The organism is Acinetobacter sp. SW-226 (assembly GCF_055632855.1).
On the sequence record NZ_CM145752.1, the window covers coordinates 1,681,922 to 1,705,354 of the forward strand.

The window sequence follows — 23,433 nt, forward strand, 5'->3', positions numbered from 1 at the left end:
TAAAAAGGGCTGAATTGACTAGAATGACATTGCAACAGGCTTTCAGGTCAAGACATATCCTCTATAACTCAAGTATGATTCTACTGAAACCGATGGAACTATTGAAATATAAGACTCTAGACATCACTTTGAAGTTAAAAGGATATCTTTGAATCCATCAACAATTCATTTGTATGAGAGATAAAAACATGACTGATCAATACCAAACATTTGCAAAATCTCCGATTGGTAAATTTGTCATTAAAAATTTGGGTTTACCTGCACCAACTTTTTTAGACCGTTTTGAGTCAGCAACGCCTGTGATTAAAGGTGCTGTTTTACTGGGTGCAGCAGCAAACAGTTCATTATCTGGTGCAATTGCGCAAGTGTTGGCAAATGTCCACGCCAATAGCTATGCGGGTAACAATGCGCAACTACAACAAGCTGCGGCTCAAGTCGGCTTAAACTTAAGTGCATTTAATGCAGGCGACAAAGAGTCTAAGTTCAAAGTTGTTATTTTTGATGCATCTGGCATTGAGTCATCAGAGCAACTTAATGAGTTATATAACTTCTTTAATCCGATTGCACGTCAAGTGGCTGCTTCTGGTCGCGTAATTGTGGTAGGTACTACGCCTGAAACTGCGGGTAGCGTTAAAAAAGCGATTGCACAGCGTGCACTTGAAGGCTTCGTGAAGTCAGTCGGTAAAGAGTTTAAGAAGGGTATTGCAGCACATTTGATTTATGTGGATGCAGGTGCAGAAGCAAATCTTGAGTCAACTTTACGTTTTGCAGCATCTCCACGTTCTGCTTATGTCTCTGGTCAAGTGATTCGTGTTTCTAAAGCTGAAGTTGTAGATGTGGACTGGGCGAAACCACTGGCAGGAAAAACGGCTGTAGTAACAGGTGCGAGCCGTGGTATTGGTGAAGCGATTGCGCATGTCTTGGCACGTGATGGCGCGCATGTGATTTGTTTAGATGTACCACAGCAACAAGCAGATCTTGACCGTGTTGCAGGTGAGATCGGCGGTTCAACACTGGCAATTGATATCACAGCAAACGATGCTGGTGAGAAAATCAAAGCTGCGGCAGCTGCTCAAGGTGGTTTAGACATTATTGTGCATAACGCAGGTATTACCCGTGACAAAACTTTGGCAAATATGAAGCCTGAGCTTTGGGACTTGGTCATTAACATTAACCTGTCAGCGATTGAGCGTGTAAATGATTATTTACTTGCGAACGACGGTTTAAATGCCAATGGTCGTATTGTTTGTGTATCATCAATTTCAGGTATTGCAGGTAACCTCGGTCAAACCAACTATGCTGTATCAAAAGCCGGTGTAATTGGTGTGGTTAAATTTACTGCTCCAACGTTGACGAATGGCATTACCATCAATGCGGTTGCACCAGGTTTCATTGAAACGCAAATGACCGCTGCGATTCCATTTGCAATCCGCGAAGCGGGTCGTCGTATGAACTCGATGAGCCAAGGTGGTTTACCGGTAGATGTTGCTGAAACGATTGCTTTATTTGCAGCGACAGCATCGACTGGTTTAAACGGCAACGTGGTACGCGTTTGTGGTCAAAGCTTGTTGGGTGCTTAATTTAAAAACTTGAATTTATCTCTCCTTTAGAGGGGAGATGAATTCTTTATATTATAAATGGGATGGCATTTTTCCCTCATCCCAACCTTTTCCCTGAGGGAGAAGGAACTTTCAAAATATTGAAATAAAAACTTCTCAAAGGTTCAGTATGAAGACTCGCCATTTTAGTCAACTTCCAAAACCATACATGGCTTATCCGAAAGTCATTCAAGGTTTGATTTTTAAAAAACCAAAAGGTGAAAAAGTCTTACCGCAGGTTGAGTATGTGGTAGATTCTTTTAATGTCGATCAAAAGCATTTGAAAGCCTATAACGAAGTATGTGGCTTTAAGAATAATGGTTATATTCCTGCGATTTATTTGGCTGTATTATCGCAAAGCCTACAAATGCACATGATGGGGCAAGAGCCGTTTCCATTTCCTGTGCTAGGTTTGGTACATATTCGCAATCAAGTCAAACAAATGCGTAAAGTTGGCGTCAATGAAACCCTCACTTTATCATGTAAATATGGCGCGCTTGAGCCACATGATAAAGGTGTTCAGTTTGATTTTATTACCACGGTGAAAGTTGGTAATGAAGTCGTGGTGGAAGCGTTGACCACGTATTTAGCGCGTCAAAAAACCGATGGCAAAACAGCACCCAAATTGGTCGAAGCAACGACTCCAGATTATCAGCCGAATGCAGTCTGGGAAGTCTCTGAAAATACAGGTCGTCGTTATGCAATGACTTCGGGTGACTTTAACCTGATCCACATTCATGCGGTGACAGCAAAAGCCTTTGGTTTTAAACAGGCCATTGCGCACGGCATGTGGAGTAAAGCGCGAGCGTTAGCTTCGATCACATTGCCTGATGCTTATGAAGCAGATGTTTGGTTTAAACTGCCGATGTATTTGCCTTCAACAGTTGATTTTATGACTGCGACAAAAGGGGCAAATACCGCTTTCTTAATTCGAAATAGTAAGAATCAAAAACCGCATGTGACGGGACAGATCAAAGCACTATAATTTTAAAAAGCCCAGTTTAGATTACACTGGGCTTTTTTATGTCAACTTTAAAATACATGGATGTGTAAATGAAAATTTTAAAACAATATTTACAAGCGAATCCGAACCATTACCAAGGCTACGTTGACCCACGTTTTCAAAGTGTTGCCCATCTCTTTAGCCGCTTACAAGATGCTCGTTCAGCATATGGCGGTGCGGCCTGTGTTCTATATTTTCAGGGTGAAAAAGTTGTCGATATCTATACGGGTTTGGCATCGGTAGATTCTCCTTGGCAGGCCAATACGATGTCGGTGTGTTATTCGACAGGCAAAGGCGTGCTCGCAACCTTGGCGCATATTTTAGTCAGTCGAGGTGAGCTGAGCTACGATCAACCCATTGCGGATTATTGGCCTGAATTTGCCCAAAATGGTAAAGGAAAGATGACGCTAAGACATGTACTGAGTCATCAAAGCGGATTATTTGATATACGTAATAACATTGCCGATGCGACAGAAATGTTGAACTGGGCATATATGTTAGACGTATTTGAAAAGGCGCAACCACGCTTTGCAATTGGTGAAGATGCTGCCTATCAACCTTTATCCTTCGGTTGGCTAGTCGGTGGTGCTTTGGAAAAAGCAACGGGGAAAAGTTTAACTGAGCTTTTTCAAACCTATTTAGTTGAGCCGCTAGAGCTAGATGGAGCCTACTTTGGCGCACCCAGTGCTGAATTAAAACGTATCGCACGACCTATTACTCGTCCTGTACCTATCCAAGCAAATCAAAAAAGTCCAACGAAGGTGCGTAAAGTTTCATTGCTTGATAAAGCAATGCAGTGGTCAGGGCAAGATCCACAAGACTTTCAGGATGGCATGATTCCCAAAGGCATGAAAAAGGTCAGCTTTTATCATGATGATGCGATTCAGGCGATCATTCCGGCGGCAAATGGTGTCTTTACCGCCAATAGTTTAGCCAAAGTGTATGCGATGCTATCTCAAAAAGGGATTTGGAAAGGTCAGCAGTTGATTCGTCCCGATGTGTTTTCTGAATTGAGTCGAGTGCAATATAGCTATCGAGATCGCGTGATGCCGATACCGATGCATTGGCGCTTGGGATATCACCGTATATTAACCCTAGGCAAAACCGCAGAGCAGGGTTTTGGTCATATGGGCTTTAATGGTTCAGGGGCTTGGGGCGATAGTGAGCGAGGCTTAAGTTTTGCTTATACACATAACTTTGCTACAGGTTCTTTAACTGGGGATTATCGACTTTGGGCTTTGAGCCAAGAAAGTTTACGTTGTGCGGACGCAGTCTTAAAAGGTAAAAAAGGCTGGTTTTGACAGGTCTGAGATTTAGTCATCGTCTAAAATATGTTATGTTCGTCGCGGTTTAGGTTTTGAAGATTTGTGACATGAAGGCTCCCATTCTTATTCCTCTGATGGCTACAGGACTATTGTTGGGTTGTTCCGAGGCGAATCAAACGCAACATGATCAGTCTAAACTCCAAGTGGCAGAACAAAAGCAGATTATTCCTGCGTGGGTTGAGGGTTATCAGGGCACAACGCCGTGTATGGGATGTATGTCCCGTTGTGAAGACTGTCCGGGTATGGCAGTTGCACTTGAGCTGCATGAAAACATGACCTACACCCTAAAACGAGAAAGTTTGAGTGGCCATAACGAAGTCGAAACTTTGACTGGACTACTTCGTTTTAATGCTCAAGATCAGCACAAGATAGAGTTGGTGAACGTGACCAAGCGAAACTTACTTTATGTCGATTTAGAGGATCGTGTTTTAGAAATACGTGAAGATGTGACCGGTAAAAAATACCAAATGCAGAGTGATTTTATTCTGGTGAAGTCGGCTTAATTTTCTAAATAGCTGTATTTTAGGAATTCATTTTAATATTTACCTCTTTTTTACTTTTGCAAAGCTCTCATTTTATTTCAAATCCATAATCTAAATGTATAAATAGCTTGAGATAGAGAGTGGGATAAAAATGGAGCGAATGGTTTTTGGATTATTGATCTAAATCAGGTTTATAGCTTAGAAAAGCGAGAACGGGGTGAAGTAATTCATTCACTCTTTGGCAAAAAAACAGTATGCTTAGGCCTATAAAAAGGAGCATACATGTATCAAGTACTTGCACGGAAATATCGTCCTCGCAATTTTAATGAGCTAGTGGGTCAAAACCACGTTTCTCGGGCACTAACCAGTGCTTTAGAGCGCGGACGTTTGCACCATGCTTATTTATTTACAGGAACGCGTGGGGTCGGAAAAACCACCATTGCCCGTATTTTGGCGAAGTGCTTGAACTGTGAAACAGGTGTAACTTCAACACCATGCGAAGTTTGCCCAACTTGTACTGCCGTGAATGAAGGCCGTTTTATTGATTTGATTGAAATTGATGCGGCGTCACGGACTAAAGTTGAAGATACGCGTGAGCTTTTAGATAATGTGCCTTATGCACCGACGCAAGGTCGTTTTAAGGTCTATTTGATTGATGAAGTACATATGCTCTCTACGCATTCTTTTAATGCTTTACTCAAAACATTGGAAGAACCGCCTGAACATGTGAAATTCCTTTTTGCAACGACAGATCCACAAAAGCTCCCAATTACCGTGATTTCACGTTGTTTGCAATTTACTCTACGCCCGTTGGCTGTAGATGAAATTACCGAGCATCTGGGGAATATTTTAAATAAAGAGAGCATTCCCGCCGAGCAGGATGCGATTTGGCAAATTGCGGAATCTGCCCAAGGCTCATTACGTGATGCACTTTCTTTGACAGACCAAGCGATTGCCTATGGTCAGGGCTCTATCCAGCACCAAGATGTCAAAGAGATGTTAGGTTTAATCGACCGTACCATTATTTATGATCTGATCCTTACGATACATCAAAACCAGAAACAACGGGTGAGTGAGTTGCTGATGCAATTCCGCCAGCAAGCACTGGATGTATCTTTAGTTTTGGATCAGTTGATTTCGACTTTACATGAATTGGCATTATTACAATATTTACCAGAACTAAGCCTCAAATATAGCGCTGAAATTAATAAAAAAATCATGCAATTGTCTCAGCAGATTGCTGCGCAAGACCTACAGCTTTATTACCAAATTGCATGTAAAGGACGTGCTGAATTACAGTTAGCAGTCACGCAAGAGCAAGGCTTTGAAATGACGGTGCTACGCATGTTGGCGTTCCGTCCATTACAACCGAATGAAGTACTGGTGACTCAGGCCAATAGCGCTATAGCTGAATCTGTACAACAAACGGTAATACCGACTTCTGCTCCAGCAACGGCTTTGCAACAAGATGCTCAAAGCTTAGATATTGACGCGACATTTGAAGATGCTGCGATAAATGAGGATGCAGAGACTGACTTTAATTCTGAACTTGATGATGTGAATCTTTCAGAAAGCGCCAAAGAGAATAAACCATCAGTTGAAGTATCTCAGCAATCCGATCAAATCGTTTTCGATCCTTCCAGTGATGAAGTTTTATTCGATTTGGATGAAGCTGATGAATTTAATGCACAAAGCAATGATGATGAACCAAATAGTGATGATTTCTTATTTGATGAAATTGTACCGTTAGAAGCAGAAACTCAAAATGAAGCACCCGTTGAACCTGCTGTAGCAATAGTTGAGGTTGTACAAGCGGAATCTTTTGATTTAGCAAGTGAAGTGCTTTCAGTCGCGAATGTTGAGGATACTCAAGTTGTAGAAAATGAAAGCCTACAAACTGTTACTGCCCTTGTAGAGCTTGCTCAACCTGAACAGGTCTCATCTACACCAACCGATTTAATGCCACAAGATATTTTGCAACTACAAGCACAGCAGTTAGTCGGTGAATGGACAGTGGAGAAGTGGGAGTATTGGTTTAGAAACAGCGATTTATCACCCGCGGTACAAGAGTTGGCACAGCAAGGCTTAATGACGGGACAGATTGATGCAGAATCGGTGTTTATGATACCGCAACGCTATGAGCAACTCCTCACCCAATTACGTCATGTCTTGGAAGATGCGCTCAAAGCTGAATGGCCTCAGACGCGTTTTGATGTGAAATATGCAGAAGTTGAAACCATTACGCCATATACGATGCAAGCGCAACGTAAGGAAAAGGCATTCCAACGTGCACATGAATTACTACAAAACGAAGACACAGTGAAAAGTCTAGTGCAAACTTTTGATGGTGAATTACACAATATTCAGCTTAAGTAATGTCATGGCTTAAATAGTGGCGCAAAGCACTCCGCATTTCAGATGGAATCGGGGTGCTTTTTCGTGTTTCACGATCCACAAAAACATGAACAAAATGTCCTTGAGCCGAAGCCGTTTCTTGACCAAATTTAAAAATGGCGAGCTCGTAAGTAAGTGAAGAGTTTCCTATTTTGGAAATAGTCACACCCACGTCAATAATCTCAGGGTAAGATAACTCATGTAAGAAACTACATGCTGAGTCGACCACTAAGCCAATAATAGGGGATTGGTGAATATCAAAATTTGCTTTTTCAATCAGTAAGGCATTTGCGGCAGTATCAAAATAGCTATAGTAAGTGACGTTGTTGACATGGCCATAGAGGTCATTGTCCGACCAACGTGTCTGAATCGGTAAAAAATAATGAAATTGATCACGTGTCTTTGCAGTTTGTCTCATCGACGTCATCCTTAAAATCTGATTATAAATAGCCTAAGTTATTATATGGGTTAGCTGTAAATGGCTTGATAAATCTCGCGTGCCTGTTGCCACTCTAGTTCTCTTGGGTTGTTTTGTAGTAGGCGTGTTTGCAACATGGCGTCTGTTGCAAGTTGATCTAGACTGTGTTCAGGAACATTCAACGCCTTGAGTTTTAAGGTTAAACCGCTACGGTCTAAATGGTTTTGTATATGATCGACAAAGAGATCAGAAAGACCATCAGTACAACCTGTACTTTTTGGGTCGAGCCAGCAGATCAACTCTGCATAATGGTGCTTGGCTTGCGGAAGATTAAACTTTAAAACCTCTGTCAGCACTAAGGCATTGCTATGTCCATGTGAAATGTGAAAATGTCCACTCAGTGGATAAGCAAGTGCATGTACAGCACCTACTGGGGCATTGGCAAAAGCTTGTCCTGCCAACATTGAACCGACCAACATGTTTTGTCGGGCTTCTAAATTTCGACCATCTTCTAGCACCAAACTGAGGTTTTGATTCAGCAGCTTTAAAGCCTGTTTCGCTAACATGTCTGCATAAGGATTTTTCTTGATTTTAGAGGTATAAGCTTCAATGGCATGTACCATCGCATCAATGCCTGTCGCTGCACTAATATGACGCGGCAGGTTTTCAGTAAAAGTCGCATCCAAAATCGCTACATCGGCAAAAAGAACAGGTGCGACGATTCCAGTCTTTGTCGTTTCACCTGTGGTAACAATTGAAATCGGGGTAACTTCAGAACCTGTCCCTGCTGTGGTTGGGACTAAAATTAACGGCAGTCGAGGTGTTTGGGCATTATTTACCCCATAAAGATCAGCTAACTGTTGCTGCTGTGCAGGATGGCTGAGTATGGCAATAATTTTTGCAACATCCATAGAACTACCACCACCAAAGCCTAGAACGAGATCTACCTTTTGCTGTTTGGCAAAATTAACCGCATTTAAAACAATCTGCTCACTCGGGTCGGCTTTAACCTCACTGTATATACTGTAAGTGAGAGAGAGATCCTCTAAAATTTCTAAGATGGGAAAATGCAGTTGATGTTGTAGCATGCCTACATCTGTAACCAATAACAGATGTTGATAAGGGCGTGCTGTTAAAATGTCTCTGAGTTGCTGAATGCTGCCCAAGCCTGAAATAATATTCGGCACAGTTTGAAATTGAAATGAGTTCATACAGCATCCTTTTTTATATCTTATTCAACAATAATGTTTTGTACTTCTATAGGATTCATCCTCTAAATAACTTAACATAAGACACTTGAAAATAAAGCTGTTTCGAGGTGGTTATGTCATTCACAACGCCCTATAAGGTGTTATGTGTCTGTTTAGGAAATATTTGTCGTTCTCCCACGGCAGAAGTGGTTCTCAGACATTTTTGTGATGCGCATCAACTTAATATTGAAATCGACTCAGCAGGGACGAGTAACTATCATCCCAATAAGGCACCTGACTTACGCAGCCAAGAACATGCTTTGAAACGTGGTTATGATTTGTCTGGTTTACGTGCACGACAGTTACAGACCCGTGATTTTGTCCATTTTGATTTAATTTTAGCGATGGACCACAATAATTTTGATGAGATTCAGATGCTGTATCAAACAGCATCACGTGAATTTGGTACGGGGCAACTACGTGCTAAAGTCGCTCTCATGTCCGAGCATGATACGCAATATCCACAGCAAGCCTTACCTGATCCTTACTATGGTGGATCTGATGGTTTTGAGCGTGTATTGGATCAATGTGAATCAAGTAGCCAAGCATGGGTTCACATTTTTAAACAACAAATTGAAAGTTATTAAGGTTAGCGCATGCAAATCGAAACACAAAAACAGCTTAAACCTTTTAATACTTTAAGTTTACATGCAGTTGCATCGCATTATGTTCAAATTCATAGTGCAGATGAATTGGTTGAAGCCCTAGATTATGCGCAGCAACAAGCGCTGAATGTCATGATTTTATCAGGTGGAAGTAATATGCTTCTGCCTGCACAAATTGATGCTTTGGTTGTGCATATGAATATTCTAGGTATAGAGAATCTGTCTGAAGATGCGAATACCCAAACCATACGAGTTGGTGCAGGGCAAGTTTGGCATGACTTTGTACTTTGGACGACAGAACAGCGTTTATTTGGTTTACAGAATTTAGCCTTGATCCCAGGCTTAGTCGGTGCATCCCCAGTACAAAATATCGGTGCTTATGGTGTCGAAGCAGGTGAGTTCATTGAAAGTGTGCAGGTCTATGACAGACAACTGAAACAATTTAGTGATATTCCTGCTGAAGATTGTGCATTTAGTTATCGCCATAGTATTTTTAAGGATGATCCGAATCGCTATGTGATTACTCATGTCACATTTAAACTCTTGAAACACGAAGACTTAAAAATTAGTTATGGTGATTTAAAACAGGCTGTAGGGGATAACTTAACTGCATTAAATTTGCAGCAACAAGTGATTCAGATTCGCCAAAGTAAATTACCCGATCCTAAAGAGTTTCCAAATGTAGGGAGTTTTTTCAAAAACCCAATTATGAGTCAGCAGGCGTATGACGATTTAGCCCAACAATTTGACAACTTGCCACATTATCCACAGTCAAATGGTGATGTTAAAATTGCCGCTGGTTGGTTAATCGACCAGTCGGGGTGGAAAGGCAAGCAACTTGGGGCGGTGGGTATGTTTCATAAGCAGGCGTTGGTCTTGGTGAACTATGCCAATGCAAATTTAGACGATGTACAGAGCACATACCGAGCAGTACAACGGGATGTGTATAATAAATTTAAAGTTTTACTAGAGCCTGAGCCAGTTTTATTTAATTCGCTCGGTTTAATTCAATCTCATCAGGATCATTAAAAGTATGAGTAAAACCCATAAAATGGTACGTTTAGTGCAAATCGCTTCGGTGTTATTTGCACTTTTCGGCTGTTTAATGATTTTTATTTATACGCCTTTTTATTCTAAGCTCATTGTTGCTGCGCTTAATACTTTTGTTCCTGTCGATGTTAACGAAGTGGCCGCACAGAGCCAAAAGATGGCAGCATTGAGTGAGCAAGAAAGCTTAGAACCGGGTTCTGATTTGTGGATAGCACGTCAAGCTTATTTACAGCTCATGGAAGAACAGATTAAAGAGCATAATTCACAAAACTTAACCACCATTCAGGCGCGCTACAAAGCCTTACAAGAGTTGATTGTTGCTGAGCAAAAAGAGGAACAGGAAAAAGAACAGAAGCCTCAAATTCCTTTGGTGGTTGAGACTGCAAGTTCAGAAGTAGACCCAACAGAGAATGTAAAAGAACTATTAGAACTCAACAGTAAAGAAAATAAAGCGTTAATGGAGCATTATCTAGAGTTCTTAAAAACACATAAGGTTGAACAACTCGAAGAACAGCCCGTTGATGAGCAAATTTATCAAGATATTGCACAAATCCATGCACAAAATGAAGAGAAAAAAGCAGCTTTAAATATGCCGAATGCCATCGTTGTTCTAGGAGGCGGGTTAACTTTAGATAAGAATGGTAAGGATATCGTCGTGAATGAATATACCCGTTTGCGACTTGAAACCACATTACAAGTTGAACAGCAGTTTAAGCTGCCTATTGTACTGAGTGGGGTAGAAGCACCGTATATGCAAAAATGGTTAAAGGCACGAGGAGTCGATGCAAAACTGTTGGAAGATCGTAGTATGAATACCTGCGAAAATTCACGTTTTAGTTCCTTGTTACTACAGAAAAAAGGTGGCGCACCTAGAGTGATTCTAATTACAGATCAATACCATATGCCACGTACCCGTCGTTTATTTGCCTTAAATGGTATAGAAACCCAGCCGATAGAAGCACCTATGCCGACCCAATTAACACGTTGGCGACCAAGTCAACAAAACTATGATCATAGTCGCCGTGCCAATTATGAAATGCTTGCAACTGTGCGTGATGTACTTGTCGGCTCAAGTGACTGTAGGGAGATTCCATAATGCCTGAACTTCCTTTTTAAATCCTTCAGTACTCAAACAACTTGAGCTTCCTGTCCCAAGTCGTGAGACCACACCACAACTTTTAGAACCACTCAATTTAAACCAGTCTTATGAAGCGTCTGTTGAAATTATTTCATACCGTAGGCTCTATGGCTTAGACACTTTGGACTGTGAGCAGTGGCAAGGTTATGTACAAATGCCTTTGTTTAAATTGCATGTACAGGTCTTTGCGCCCAAAATCCAGAAGATTAAGGGAACCGTATGTTTATTGCACGGTTACTTAGAACACAGTGGTATTTACCAACCCATCATTAAAGAGCTGCTTGAGCAAGGGTTTAGCGTACTGACTTATGATTTGCCTGGGCATGGTCTGAGTGATGGATCGCCTGCGAATATCCAAAACTTTGACCATTATCAAGATGTGCTTCATGCTGTAGTGCGTTATGTAAAGCATGCTGATCAGTTACCACAGCCGTGGTTAGGCATCGGGCAGAGTACGGGTGGTGCAATTTTAATGCATCATTTACTCGAATTTGCCGAACGCCGTGAAAACCCTTATGTACAGCGTGTTCTGTTGCTTTCACCATTGATTCGTCCTGCGAAATCGGCTTGGTGGCATAATTCAGTTGGATTAGGCATTATTCGTCGGATAAAGCGTCAAGTACCGCGTCATTTTAGACGCAATAATCATAATCCTGAATTTTTGCGCTTTGTCCGTTTAAAAGATCCCTTGCAACCGCGTATGATGGGTATGGATTGGATTTTGGCGATGTCAAAGTGGATGCTGGAAATGGAACAACGTCCAGCCTGTCGTATTCCTGTGTGGTTGGCTCAAGGCGCTCTGGATCAGACGGTAGATTGGCGGTATAACATCGAGTTCATTCGAGAGAAGTTTCGTTTACAGACCTTGCTAATGCTAGAGGAAGGTTCGCACCAATTGATCAATGAACGTGCTGACATTCGTGCTGCATTAACAGGTTTAATCCCCGCTTTTTTACATGCGCAGGGTTCATCTAGTGGATATTACTAATAGTCTGTGATTTTGCTTATCGAGAATAAAAAGGAGGCTCTATCAGCCTCCTTTTTATTTAGAAGTGTTCTAATTGGGACATGTTCCACATACGGAAATAAAAATTTTCCTCGTCTTTATTTTCACAAGACAGCAGTTCGCCTTCTTTTAACCAAAAGTGGAGTTGCGCATAGTTTCGAATTTCTCGGTCATTAATGCGCTGTGCTAAATGGCGGGCTTTAATTTCTGCTGGATGTTTCAAACCTGCTGAGGCAATCATTTCTGAAAGGGCTTTCAATGTATTGTCATGAAAATGTAGAACCCTTTCGGCTTTGGTGGGAACGTGTAGTGCTTTTTGACGTTCTTTATCTTGAGTTGCAACACCTACAGGACACTGGTTGGTATGACAACTTTGTGCTTGAATACAGCCTACAGCAAACATGAAGCCTCGTGCAGAATTCACCCAGTCCGCACCGATTGCCATAATACTTGCAATATCAAAGGCGCTGACCAATTTACCACTGGCCCCAATTTTGATTTGATCACGTAAACCTGCACCAACCAGCGTATTGTGTACAAAAAGCAAGCCTTCACGTAGCGGTACACCCATATTGTCAATGAGCTCAATCGGTGCGGCACCAGTACCACCTTCAGAACCATCAACGACGATAAAGTCGGGAATAATTTGGGTATGTAGCATGGCTTTGACAATACTCATAAATTGCCAAGGCTGACCAATACACAGTTTAAAACCGATAGGTTTTCCTTCAGATAATTCACGCAGTTGTTGAATAAAATGCATCATTTCAATCGGTGTTTTAAAAGCCGAGTGACTTGAAGGAGAAACACAGTCATGGTCACGACTGACACCTCGTATTTGAGCAATTTCTTCAGAAATTTTATCTTTAGGTAGAATACCTCCATGTCCAGGTTTAGCACCTTGAGATAGTTTGATCTCAATCATTTTAACCTGAGGGCGTTTAGCTTGAATGGCAAATTTTTCTGGGTCAAACTGGCCATCTAAAGTACGGCAGCCAAAATAGCCACTACCGAGTTCCCAGACAATATCACCACCATATTCTAGATGGTAAGGGCTTAAGCTGCCTTCACCTGTATCATGGTAAAAACCACCCATTTGTGCGCCTTTGTTTAAAGCACGAATGGCATTGGCACTCAAGCTGCCAAAACTCATGGCAGAAATATTAAAAATAGATGCGCTATAAGGCTGAGAGCATTGCACATTGCCTACTAATATACGGAAGGTTTTTGGGTCGGCAGGTTTGCATGGACTTAATGAATGCGTCATGAAACGATAGTTGTCTGCATAGACATTGACAATAGAACCAAAAGGCTTATCTGCATTTTGGTTTTTTGAGCGTTGATAAACTAGACTGCGTTGCATTCTTGAAAATGGCAGTGCATCTTGATCCGCTTCAATGAAATACTGGCGGATTTCAGGACGAAAATCTTCAAAGATAAAACGAAAGTGCCCCATGATCGGGTAGTTCTTCAAAATAGAATGTCTGTTTTGCAAAACATCATGTAAGCCGACAAAGCTGAGTAAACCTGTAATGAGCCAAATACTGTTTAAGAAAGTGTTTGAGATAAAGTAATTGATGTAAATAGGGGTATGGCTATAATGAAAAAAGCTAATACTTAAAAAGATAAAAATACAAAGCAGCCAAATAGAATGTCTGGAAAAGAAAGTGTTGAGTAATTTATGACGTATGGATTGAGCAGGGCTAGACATATGGCTTGGCTTCCTTCCGTGTTGTTTTAGGACTAATGTGCCAAGTCTTTGTTTCATCTACAAGTAATAAATTGTTGTTCATTCTGTGAATAGATTTTGAATATGGCGAATGTTAAAAATGGAGGAATCAATTACACATAGATGAGTATCTTTCAGTTTTTAAAGTCGATAAAATGATTTTAATGAATGCGTATTCTTCAACAATAAAAATTGATAAATTACTTACTTCTAGGGATAGGTTGCTTCGAGTTAGCATCGGTATAGTGTTGTTAAAGAATGATAAAAAGGGGATGCTTCAGTGAAAAATACGGAAACAGTTTTGCCTGCACCTGTTTTAATTGTAGAAGATGAAGCGATGATTCGCTCTCGCCTAGACCTTATTCTCTCGGAATTAGGTTATAGCCATGACATGTTGATTTTTGCTAAGAATTTAGCGGAGGCAATGGCAATAATTGCATCGCAACCAATTTCTTTGGCATTAGTCGACTTGGGTTTACCAGATGGCAATGGTATTACGCTGATTGAAAAACTCAGAGACATTGACCAAAGTGCTTTAATTTTAGTGATTTCGGCTTGGAGTACACAACAAAGCCTATTTGCCTCGATTAAAGCAGGGGCGAATGGTTATGTACTGAAAGAGCGTGATGATGCTGAAGTACTTATGTCTATACGTAGCATTTTACGTGGTGGGGCTCCTATAGATCCATTTATTGCTCGTGAAATTCTGAATCAAATTTCAACATCAACTACACCCCAAACAGAACGTGTAGATCAGTTAGATGGTCAAGATTATGACGAATTGACGAATCGAGAAACTGAAATTCTAAACTTAGTTGCACAGGGCTTAAGTAATCGAGAAATTGCAGAGCAGTTATTTGTGTCTCGCTATACTGTTGAAAGTCATATTAAGCATATTTATCGAAAGCTTTCAGTTACCAAACGCACCAAGGCTGTGAGTACAGCACGTTCTTTAGGTCTTTTATGAAAAATGGCTGGCTGAGCCTTTTTTTCACACTATGTTTGTGTGCGTTTAGTCTTGCCAGTTATGCAGAAACCCGCTTCAGTGTTGGCTCCACTTGTAATGTGATTGTCGATAAAATTTCTGCAGTCAAAACAACATCTATGAATGAAGTGCCTAAAACGGGCTGGGTCGAAGTTAAAAATCCTGATGTTTGGACCAAGCGTTGGCCATATTATGATGGTGGTGTTTGGTACCATTTTGCGTGGCATTGGAGCTGTAGCGATAGTCATGAGTTAAAAGAACCGATCGCATTTTCAGTAGAAGGTATGAGTAGTGCGGGTGCTGTCTTTTTTAACCGTAATTTGATGTGGAAAGATAAACATTTAGTTGAACCTCTATCAAAAAGTTGGAATACTCCGCGTTTTTGGATTCTTCCTGTCGAAAGTTTAAAACAACAAAAGAATGATATTTGGGTGTATGTGGTTGGTAATAGCTATGAAAGCCCCGGTTTAGGAAATTTAGAATTTTCAGATATTACAAAAGCCTATGATAAGCAGCAAAGACGGCTTTGGAATAAAAGAGCACTGTTTCAGGTTAATTTGGTGATTTCGACAACCTTAGGTTTAGTATGCTTTGTCATCTGGTTTTTTAGGCGCAATGAAACAACTTTTCTTTGGTTCTCTATTAGTTGTTTGTTTTGGGTGCTGTTTATTTGGAATGTGATCAATCGGGAAGTGTTTCCTTATCCAAATTCTTTATGGGTTATGAAAGCTAACCTAACTTATTTTGTTTTATACAGTGTTTGCTTTTCTATTTATTTGCTCCGTTTTGTTAAGGTGAAGTTTGCTGAGTTAGAAAAAACATTATTTTTGGTTGCAGCGGTTTGTATTGTTACGATTTTATTTATCCCGAGTCTGATGGTCAAAACCGTTTTTGCGATAATTTTTCTTCTGTGTATTGCCTTATTCTTAGCTTCTTTTTTATTTGTGGTTTATCGTGCGAATAAAACAAAGCGTCGTGATTACATTTTACTTGCTGTGTGTTTGAGTGTTGTTTGTATTGTAATGATGTATGACGTTTCACTATTATTTGATGAGCGTATCAATGATCATCAGCCATTATCCCCCTATACTTCACCGATTATCACTTTCTTTATTGTGATCATTCTTGCAACTCGTTTAGATAAAAATATCAAAAAAATACAAAGATTTAATAATGAGCTAGAACAACGTGTGAACTTTGTCACCAGTAATTTATCTTCAAGCCTATACGCGCGACATCAATTAGAGCTTGAAAACGTTCGGCTACAAGAGCGCATTCACTTGTCGCATGATCTACATGATGGTCTGGGTGCATCTTTGGTTCGTTCGATGATTTTGGTGGGGCAGAGTTCTAGTGCTATGTCGAATCAACAATTTCTTTCGATTCTTAAATTATTGCGTGATGATTTAAGGCAAATTATTGATAGTGGTTCATCTACGAATAATAAAATTCCAGACAATCCAGTGCTGTGGATTGCACCTGTTCGGCACCGTTTTAGTCAAATTATGGATGAATTGGATATTCAAGCGACTTGGACGATACCAGCTACATGGGAGATACAACCTACGGCTTTACAGTGTTTGACATTGATTCGTGTACTTGAAGAAAGCTTGACGAATATTGTGAAGCATAGCCAAGCAAGTCATATTGAAGTCAAAATGTATTATCCAAGTACAACTCGATTGGTCTTAATTGTTCAAGATGATGGTGTTGGATTCGACGTAGAGTGTGTGCTGAATCATGGAATGAGTATTGGTATGCGAAGCATGAAAATGCGTTTAGAAAAAATTGGTGCTGAGTTGGAAATTGAGTCTAAAAAAGGCTGTACCAAAATCAAGGCTTGTTTAAGTTTTGGAGAAGGTGAAAGTGCTGAGTAAGAGGCTCAGCACTTGGTGTTATTAAACTTCTTCAGGAGGTAGAAGCATCAAAACAGACTCGTTCATAAGCATTGCGATATCTTCTAGAATATCGGCATCATATAAACTTTCATCAAGCAATAATGCCTCACCATCAGCTAAACTTTTAAGTAATGGTGCAAATTGGTCTGAAATACATAGTCCTTCACCATTAGCCCAGAACAAGAACGCATTTTTGTCATGCGTATAAAGTAGGCGAGATGCAGGCTCTAAAATGAGTTGGTAGCCTTGGTCTAAAATACCTTCCAAATCTCCCGTGCCAATTTCTTCAGCTTCAGGAATATTTTCAGGATATTTCGGCTCTGACATCAAGGTCATAATAGCATCTTCAAGCAGAGTTGAATTTTGTAACTGAGCTAGAATTTCTGCTTTTAAATAATCCAATTCGTTTTGTGTCAATTGACCGATCGGGCTTTGTTGGTCACGGACAATATCGAGCAAAGGATTACGCAGCAGGGCATTATCTGATAGTTTGTCACCTACACGGTCAACCATGTCAGTGATGTTTGGCATACGGAAGCCGAAAGAGAAGGTCAGGCAGTCATCTTCAGCGACGCCATAATGAGCTAAACCTGGTGGTACATAAAGTAGGTCACCTGGGGCTAATACTTCATCGAAATGGGTGTCTATTTCAGGCAGTAATTTTAAAGGCTGGCCTGCAACAATCTCAGATTCAGCATCGCACATTTGACCCAACTGCCAACGACGATGACCATAGCCTTGCACCAAAAAGACATCATAAAAGTCAAAATGTTTTCCTACAGAACCACCCTTAGGTGCATAAGAGACCATGATGTCATCACGACGCCACTGTGGAATAAATGGAAATTTTTTCCATAGCGCTGCCAAATCAAAAGAGTAATGGTCGACGGCTTGAACCAACAAAGTCCAAAGCTTCGGCATCTTTTGAAAATCTGCTTTTAAGAGTGGAGAAGACTTTACCGACCATTGATTTGGATCGCGATCTTTTTGTTTGATGAGACGGGCTGTGACATTTTCATCCAAAGCCAGTTCCATTACATCACTTGGTTCTAAGAGATTGGCAATTTCAGGAATAGCATTACGCACCAATAAAGGCTTTTTTGCCAATATTCGGTAAGGAATTGTTCGGCTGTAATACCGCCAAGAACATCAAGAGTTTGGGACATGAAAATAGCCTAAGCAAATTTAAAACAATATTGTGTATTGTCTTATGATCGAAGGCCTATGCGCAAGTATCGTTAGATTTATTTGAAAGTGATTCGCTGATTTAAATAACTAGCGCCTGCATCAGCCGTTAGGTTACTCACATTAAAATTTTTACAGAATAATATGTTTAAAACATAGCAAATAAACATAATGTTAAATAAAGACAAAGCCCAGAAAATAGCGAATCAGATATGACAGAAGGAAATCGAAAAGTGTGAGTATAACTTATGAAAGAGATCTAATAATGTGATTAAGCTTAGTACTAAAAAGAGAACAGCAACACTTAGTGCTGTTCAATTTATTAGACATAAACTAAAAATCTTTCTATAGAATTAAGGCACAAGCACTTTTAATTCACGCAGAATATTACATAACTGGATCATCGGCATACCCATAAGAGTAGTTTGATCTTGTCCTATCATTTGTTCAAATAAACTGATCCCTAGGCTTTCACATTTAAAACTACCAGCGCACATGAGTGGTTGCTCAAGTTCAATATAACGTTGAATTTCAGGCAGGCTAAGTTTACGGAACTTAACTTTATAGTGTTCAACCAGACTATGTTCAAATCCAGTAGAATGCTGTTGAACACTCAAAGCGGTACTGAAGTAGACAATCTTGTCTGAATTGGCTTGTAATTGTTTAATCGCCTTTTCAGCAGACAATGGTTTTCCAATAAAAATATCGGGCGCACCTTCACGCCATGCGACTTGGTCGGAACCAATCACAATCGCATCTGGATGTCGTCTAGCAATTACATGCGCCTTTTCAAATGCCAAGCGTTTAGCCAAATCATCCGCATGGCTTTCTCCACGAGGCGATTCGTCTATATCAGGGACAATACAACGGTAGTCTAAGCGTAAGCGATTCATCAAATCTTTACGAGTTTGACTGCTGGATGCCAAGATAATTTCGGAAGTATTCATTCGACTGCATATTCCATGAGCACATTCAGCGGTACGTAAGACAGTACGGCCTGATGGCAAGCTTGAACTTTGACTGGAGGAGCAAAACCTGCTTGATACGCTTCTACCCAACGAGTCACACAGATACACCAAAAATCTCCCGGTTGTAGTCCCGGAAAGTTAACTTCAGGCACAGGGGTAATGAGGTCATTGCCCACTTGTTGCGAAAAATTCAAAAACTCAGAGGTCATTTCGACACAGATGGTGTGTTGTCCCAAATCTGAGGGTGCTGTATGACAAAAACCATTACGGAAATAACCAGTAATTGGTGAGTAACAGCAGCTCGCTAAAGGTTCACCCAAAACGTTTAAACGGTTCAGATTTGGATCAGGATGAATAGACATAAATGATAAATCGAGTGAGACTTTTCACTATGATAGCAAAACTTTGCCTTTCGTTTGCTTTTCTGCAAAAGAAGCTAACCTTTTTCTGCATAATCATTTAAAATCGACGCGATTTTTATATATAGAAAGAGAGCTCTACATGAATTTTCAGCGTATGACTGACCTCGATTTAACAGGTAAACGTGTTCTTATTCGCGAAGATTTAAACGTTCCTGTTAAAAATGGTGTGATTACAAGTGATGCGCGTTTACGTGCCGCTTTACCAACAATTAAAGCAGCGTTAGCACAAGGCGCAGCCGTAATGGTTTACTCTCACCTTGGTCGTCCTGTTGAAGGTGAGCCAAAACAAGAACAATCATTAGCACCTGTTGCTGCATATTTGACTGAAGCATTGGGTCAAGACGTTCAATTAGTGACGGACTATCTCGATGGCGTTGACGTTACAGTAGGTCAAGTGGTACTCCTTGAAAACTGCCGTTTTAACGCAGGTGAAAAGAAAAACAACCCAGAACTTGCAGCAAAATATGCGGCGCTTTGTGATGTATTTGTAATGGATGCATTTGGTACAGCGCACCGTGCAGAAGCATCAACTGAAGGTGTAGCACGTTTAGCAAAAGTTGCAGCAGCAGGTCCACTCCTTGCAGCTGAACTTGATGCTTTAGGTCGCGCATTACAAACGCCTGAAAAGCCAATGGTTGCGATTGTTGCGGGTTCTAAAGTATCGACTAAGTTGGATGTGTTGACATCACTTTCTGATATTTGCGATCAGTTGATTGTGGGTGGCGGGATTGCCAATACGTTCTTGGCAGCAGCAGGCTTCAATGTCGGTAAATCATTGTGTGAAAATGATTTGATTGACACCGCAAAAGCAATTGCTGCAAAAGTTTCTGTACCGCTTCCAACGGATGTTGTCGTGGCGGATGCTTCTGAAATTGATTTTGCAGACTTCTTGGGTTCATTGGCTGCTGCTAAAGCAGTCGTGAAAAAAGTTGAAGATGTGACTGACAATGACATGATTTTGGATGTCGGCCCAGAAACCGCAAAAGCATTTGCAGACATTCTAAAAACGTCAAAAACGATCTTGTGGAATGGCCCAGTCGGTGTGTTTGAAGTCGATCAATTTGGCGAAGGCACTAAAACTTTATCTTTAGCGATTGCTGAATCGGCTGGCTTCTCGATTGCGGGTGGTGGTGACACTTTAGCTGCTATTGATAAATACGAAGTTGCAGACAAAATTGGTTATATCTCAACTGGTGGTGGTGCTTTCCTTGAGTTTGTCGAAGGCAAAACCCTTCCAGCAGTTGCAGCATTACTAGAACGTGCACAATAAGTATCTTGTTTAAAGTTGTTGTAAAAAAGGTTGACTTAGGTCAACCTTTTTTATGGGCTTAACAAATCTATTCATCATTTAGTCATGAAAATGAAATATTGCTGAAATAAACTACAGGGCATTAAATCATCTGTTCTAGGAAAACATTATGAATTTAAAAATGACTCTTGCTGCACTTTTGTTAGCACCACTAGCTTTGACTGCTTGTAAGAAAAATGAAGCACCAGAACAACCCGTTGCAGCATCTGAAACAGCAGCAGTTGAAGAAGCTGTAACAGCTGAACAACAAGCAGCAATTGATGCGATTGATCAGCCAGTATTAGATGAAAAGAATAAAGATATTCCTGCTGAAGTCGCAAATGCACCAGCCGATGCTGCAACAGCGGATACTGCGGTAGAAGCTTCAGCGGCTCAAGCACATTAATTAGATGTGAAATTTGTAAAAAGTCCCTGCAATTGCGGGGATTTTTTTTAAATAGTGTTATTTGTTGCTGAATTGAAACCTTTGACCATGTAGAATATGTCGCATCAACTGGGAGGACATTATGGCTCTTATTTCATTGCGCCAGCTCTTGGATCACGCCGGCGAACATGCTTACGGCGTACCAGCATTCAACGTAAACAACTTAGAACAAATGCGCGCAATCATGCTTGCAGCAGATGCGACAAATTCACCTGTTATCGTACAAGCATCAGCGGGTGCGCGTAAATATGCAGGTGCTCCATTCTTACGTCATCTTATTTTGGCAGCAATTGAAGAATGGCCACACATTCCAGTGGTAATGCACCAAGACCACGGTACAGATCCAGACGTTTGCCAACGTTCAATTCAATTGGGCTTCTCATCAGTGATGATGGATGGTTCATTGGGTGCAGACGGTAAAACACCAACAACTTATGAATATAATGTTGATGTAACACGTCGTACAGTACAAATGGCGCATGCATGCGGTGTTTCAGTTGAAGGTGAAATCGGTTGTTTAGGTAGCCTTGAAACGGGTATGGCGGGTGAAGAAGATGGTGTGGGTGCTGAAGGTGTACTCGATCATTCTCAACTTCTTACTTCTGTTGAAGAAGCACGTCAGTTCGTTGCAGATACCAATGTCGATGCACTTGCAATTGCAGTCGGTACTTCACATGGTGCGTATAAGTTTACACGTCCACCTACAGGCGATATTTTGGCGATTGACCGCATTAAAGAAATTCATGCGGCGCTTCCAAATACCCACCTTGTTATGCACGGTTCAAGCTCTGTTCCTCAAGAATGGTTAGCGATCATTAACCAGTATGGCGGTGACATCAAAGAAACCTATGGTGTTCCTGTTGAACAACTGGTTGAAGCAATCAAGCACGGTGTTCGTAAGATCAACATTGATACAGACTTGCGTTTAGCATCAACAGGTGCAATGCGTCGTATGATGGCTGAACAACCAAGTGAATTTGACCCACGTAAATTCTTCGCAAAAACTGTAGATGCAATGAAACAAATTTGTGTTGACCGTTATGAAGCATTTGGTACAGCGGGCAATGCTGACAAGATTCGTCCAATTTCTTTAGAGAAAATGGTTGAACATTATAAATAATTCATTTTGAATGATTTATATTGGAAAAGCCCACCTTGATGTGGGCTTTTCTATGTGTGTTTATATTCAAGGCGACAATAATAAGAGTGTGCTATGGAACTGATATTTGCTGCGGCCTGTTGTAGTGTGGTGGTCTCCATTCTTTTAAAATGGGGTAAAAACAAAGGCTTTGATCCAATTCAGATGATCAGCTGGAACTATGCTTCAGCCAGTTTGTTGTGCTATTTCTGGTTTAAACCTGACCTTAGCCACGTTTCTATTTCAAATACGCCTTGGTGGTTAATTGTTGCCCTCGGTGTCTTGTTGCCGAGTGTATTTTTATTTTTAGCCAAGTCTTTGCAATATGCAGGTATTGTCAAAACAGAAATCGCACAACGCTTATCGGTAATTTTGTCCTTATTGGCGGCTTATTTTATTTTTCAAGAACAGTTTAATCAGCTGAAAATTGTTGGGGTAGGGTTAGGTCTTGCTGCCGTGATGTGCATTTTATTTACCAATGCATCGGGTGGCGGAGAGGGGCAAAAGCAGGCTGTATGGTATTTAGCACTTGTTTGGTTTGGTTATGCGCTGATAGACATTTTACTCAAATATACTACAGGCTTAGGTGTCCAATTTTCTGTTGCATTAAACCTGATGTTTATTTGTGCATTTTTATTGTCAGTTAGCTATGTTGCCGTGACCACAAAAAATGTCGGCTTAACCAAAAACGTTGTGGCTGGTTTATGTCTTGGCGTGTTGAACTTTGCCAATATCGCACTGTATGTCAAAGCACATCTGCTACTCAAGGACAGCCCTGCGGTGGTTTTTGCGGGCATGAATATTATGGTGGTACTTTTAGGTGTGCTGAGCGGACTGGTTTTATTTAAAGAAAAGCTGAAGCCCGCAACAGCGATTGGACTTGTATTGGGTATTACCAGTGTAGTTTGTTTAGCTTATGCAATGTCTGTTTAAAAAAATTGCGGACAAAAGACTGAGGGTGTTTGAGTAGATCTTCAAGCACAGCAATACCGAGTAATAAACCTGGTTGCTCACAACGGGGACAGTTAGGGTAATGGGTATGTATTTTATTTTCATACTGACGTAAATAGATTTTATTGCAACGAGCACACTCAAACTTCATTGGC

The 23,433-nt window shown here is 40.8% G+C and carries 19 protein-coding genes and 2 pseudogenes; 15 read left to right on the forward strand and 6 right to left on the reverse strand.

What is annotated here, in order from left to right; translation table 11 throughout:
- The first annotated feature begins 188 nt into the window (after window positions 1–188).
- From ACZ8ZH_RS08145 to dnaX, 5 genes are all read left to right on the forward strand, one after another.
- Window positions 189–1,580, forward strand: a complete 1,392-nt coding sequence (locus tag ACZ8ZH_RS08145; RefSeq protein WP_119063443.1) for a 3-oxoacyl-ACP reductase — start codon at window positions 189–191, stop codon at window positions 1,578–1,580.
- A 148-nt stretch (window positions 1,581–1,728) separates the two neighbouring features.
- Entirely contained in the window at window positions 1,729–2,583 is an 855-nt protein-coding gene (locus ACZ8ZH_RS08150; RefSeq protein ID WP_119063444.1) for a MaoC family dehydratase, read from the forward strand.
- Window positions 2,584–2,651: 68 nt separating this feature from the next.
- A complete protein-coding gene (locus tag ACZ8ZH_RS08155; protein ID WP_119063445.1) occupies window positions 2,652–3,902 on the forward strand; it encodes a serine hydrolase domain-containing protein in 1,251 nt (416 codons plus the stop codon).
- 71 nt (window positions 3,903–3,973) lie between these two features.
- The gene (locus ACZ8ZH_RS08160) at window positions 3,974–4,429 is read left to right on the forward strand and encodes a copper resistance protein NlpE N-terminal domain-containing protein (protein WP_119063446.1); all 456 of its coding nucleotides are present in this window, start codon (window positions 3,974–3,976) and stop codon (window positions 4,427–4,429) included.
- A 261-nt stretch (window positions 4,430–4,690) separates the two neighbouring features.
- A complete protein-coding gene (dnaX, locus tag ACZ8ZH_RS08165) occupies window positions 4,691–6,784 on the forward strand; it encodes a DNA polymerase III subunit gamma/tau (protein ID WP_119063447.1) in 2,094 nt (697 codons plus the stop codon).
- On the opposite strand, the gene ACZ8ZH_RS08170 is transcribed toward dnaX, so the two are convergent.
- Both ACZ8ZH_RS08170 and ACZ8ZH_RS08175 read right to left on the reverse strand, forming a co-directional pair.
- Window positions 6,777–7,220 (reverse strand): acyl-CoA thioesterase, encoded by a 444-nt coding sequence (locus ACZ8ZH_RS08170; protein ID WP_119063448.1) that lies wholly within the window; start codon window positions 7,218–7,220, stop codon window positions 6,777–6,779. The two genes, dnaX and ACZ8ZH_RS08170, sit on opposite strands and share 8 nt — an antisense overlap.
- A 50-nt stretch (window positions 7,221–7,270) precedes the next feature.
- Window positions 7,271–8,431, reverse strand: a complete 1,161-nt coding sequence (locus ACZ8ZH_RS08175; RefSeq protein WP_119063449.1) for an iron-containing alcohol dehydrogenase — start codon at window positions 8,429–8,431, stop codon at window positions 7,271–7,273.
- A gap of 113 nt (window positions 8,432–8,544) precedes the next feature.
- Here ACZ8ZH_RS08175 and ACZ8ZH_RS08180 point away from each other — a divergent pair, with 113 nt between their 5' ends.
- The 4 genes and pseudogenes from ACZ8ZH_RS08180 to ACZ8ZH_RS08195 all read left to right on the forward strand — a co-directional run.
- Entirely contained in the window at window positions 8,545–9,057 is a 513-nt protein-coding gene (locus tag ACZ8ZH_RS08180) for a low molecular weight protein-tyrosine-phosphatase (RefSeq protein ID WP_086210091.1), read from the forward strand.
- Window positions 9,058–9,066: 9 nt separating this feature from the next.
- The gene (gene murB, locus ACZ8ZH_RS08185; protein WP_119063450.1) at window positions 9,067–10,104 is read left to right on the forward strand and encodes a UDP-N-acetylmuramate dehydrogenase; all 1,038 of its coding nucleotides are present in this window, start codon (window positions 9,067–9,069) and stop codon (window positions 10,102–10,104) included.
- Window positions 10,105–10,108: 4 nt separating this feature from the next.
- The gene (locus ACZ8ZH_RS08190) at window positions 10,109–11,221 is read left to right on the forward strand and encodes a YdcF family protein (protein ID WP_119063451.1); all 1,113 of its coding nucleotides are present in this window, start codon (window positions 10,109–10,111) and stop codon (window positions 11,219–11,221) included.
- Window positions 11,222–11,234: 13 nt separating this feature from the next.
- Window positions 11,235–12,251 (forward strand): annotated as a pseudogene (locus ACZ8ZH_RS08195) (alpha/beta hydrolase); the annotation flags it as partial.
- A 58-nt stretch (window positions 12,252–12,309) separates the two neighbouring features.
- Here ACZ8ZH_RS08195 and ACZ8ZH_RS08200 read toward each other — a convergent pair.
- Entirely contained in the window at window positions 12,310–13,980 is a 1,671-nt protein-coding gene (locus ACZ8ZH_RS08200) for an FMN-binding glutamate synthase family protein (protein ID WP_119063452.1), read from the reverse strand.
- Window positions 13,981–14,278: 298 nt separating this feature from the next.
- On the opposite strand from ACZ8ZH_RS08200, the gene ACZ8ZH_RS08205 reads away from it, so the two are divergent.
- Both ACZ8ZH_RS08205 and ACZ8ZH_RS08210 read left to right on the forward strand, forming a co-directional pair.
- Entirely contained in the window at window positions 14,279–14,965 is a 687-nt protein-coding gene (locus ACZ8ZH_RS08205) for a LuxR C-terminal-related transcriptional regulator (RefSeq protein WP_086210086.1), read from the forward strand.
- Window positions 14,962–16,860 (forward strand): sensor histidine kinase, encoded by a 1,899-nt coding sequence (locus ACZ8ZH_RS08210; protein WP_086210085.1) that lies wholly within the window; start codon window positions 14,962–14,964, stop codon window positions 16,858–16,860. Before ACZ8ZH_RS08205 ends, ACZ8ZH_RS08210 begins: the two co-directional genes overlap by 4 nt.
- A 21-nt stretch (window positions 16,861–16,881) precedes the next feature.
- Here ACZ8ZH_RS08210 and ACZ8ZH_RS08215 read toward each other — a convergent pair.
- The 3 genes and pseudogenes from ACZ8ZH_RS08215 to ACZ8ZH_RS08225 all read right to left on the reverse strand — a co-directional run bounded on the left by ACZ8ZH_RS08215 (window position 16,882) and on the right by ACZ8ZH_RS08225 (window position 19,396).
- Window positions 16,882–18,047 (reverse strand): annotated as a pseudogene (locus ACZ8ZH_RS08215) (ribosomal protein uL16 3-hydroxylase).
- A gap of 372 nt (window positions 18,048–18,419) precedes the next feature.
- Complete coding sequence (locus ACZ8ZH_RS08220; protein ID WP_110973975.1) at window positions 18,420–19,013, reverse strand: Maf family protein; 594 nt, start codon at window positions 19,011–19,013, stop codon at window positions 18,420–18,422.
- On the reverse strand, window positions 19,010–19,396 hold the full coding sequence (locus tag ACZ8ZH_RS08225) for a DUF2237 family protein (protein WP_086210082.1): 387 nt from the start codon (window positions 19,394–19,396) through the stop codon (window positions 19,010–19,012). The genes ACZ8ZH_RS08220 and ACZ8ZH_RS08225 overlap by 4 nt, the downstream gene beginning before the upstream one ends.
- A 139-nt stretch (window positions 19,397–19,535) precedes the next feature.
- Here ACZ8ZH_RS08225 and ACZ8ZH_RS08230 point away from each other — a divergent pair, with 139 nt between their 5' ends.
- From ACZ8ZH_RS08230 to ACZ8ZH_RS08245, 4 genes are all read left to right on the forward strand, one after another.
- On the forward strand, window positions 19,536–20,726 hold the full coding sequence (locus ACZ8ZH_RS08230; protein ID WP_110973977.1) for a phosphoglycerate kinase: 1,191 nt from the start codon (window positions 19,536–19,538) through the stop codon (window positions 20,724–20,726).
- A gap of 148 nt (window positions 20,727–20,874) precedes the next feature.
- Window positions 20,875–21,150, forward strand: a complete 276-nt coding sequence (locus ACZ8ZH_RS08235; protein WP_086210080.1) for a hypothetical protein — start codon at window positions 20,875–20,877, stop codon at window positions 21,148–21,150.
- Window positions 21,151–21,271: 121 nt separating this feature from the next.
- Window positions 21,272–22,309, forward strand: coding sequence for a class II fructose-bisphosphate aldolase (gene fba, locus ACZ8ZH_RS08240; protein ID WP_086210079.1), 1,038 nt, complete (start codon window positions 21,272–21,274; stop codon window positions 22,307–22,309).
- 93 nt (window positions 22,310–22,402) lie between these two features.
- The gene (locus tag ACZ8ZH_RS08245; RefSeq protein WP_086210078.1) at window positions 22,403–23,260 is read left to right on the forward strand and encodes a solute carrier family 35 transporter; all 858 of its coding nucleotides are present in this window, start codon (window positions 22,403–22,405) and stop codon (window positions 23,258–23,260) included.
- Window positions 23,261–23,433: the final 173 nt, after the last annotated feature.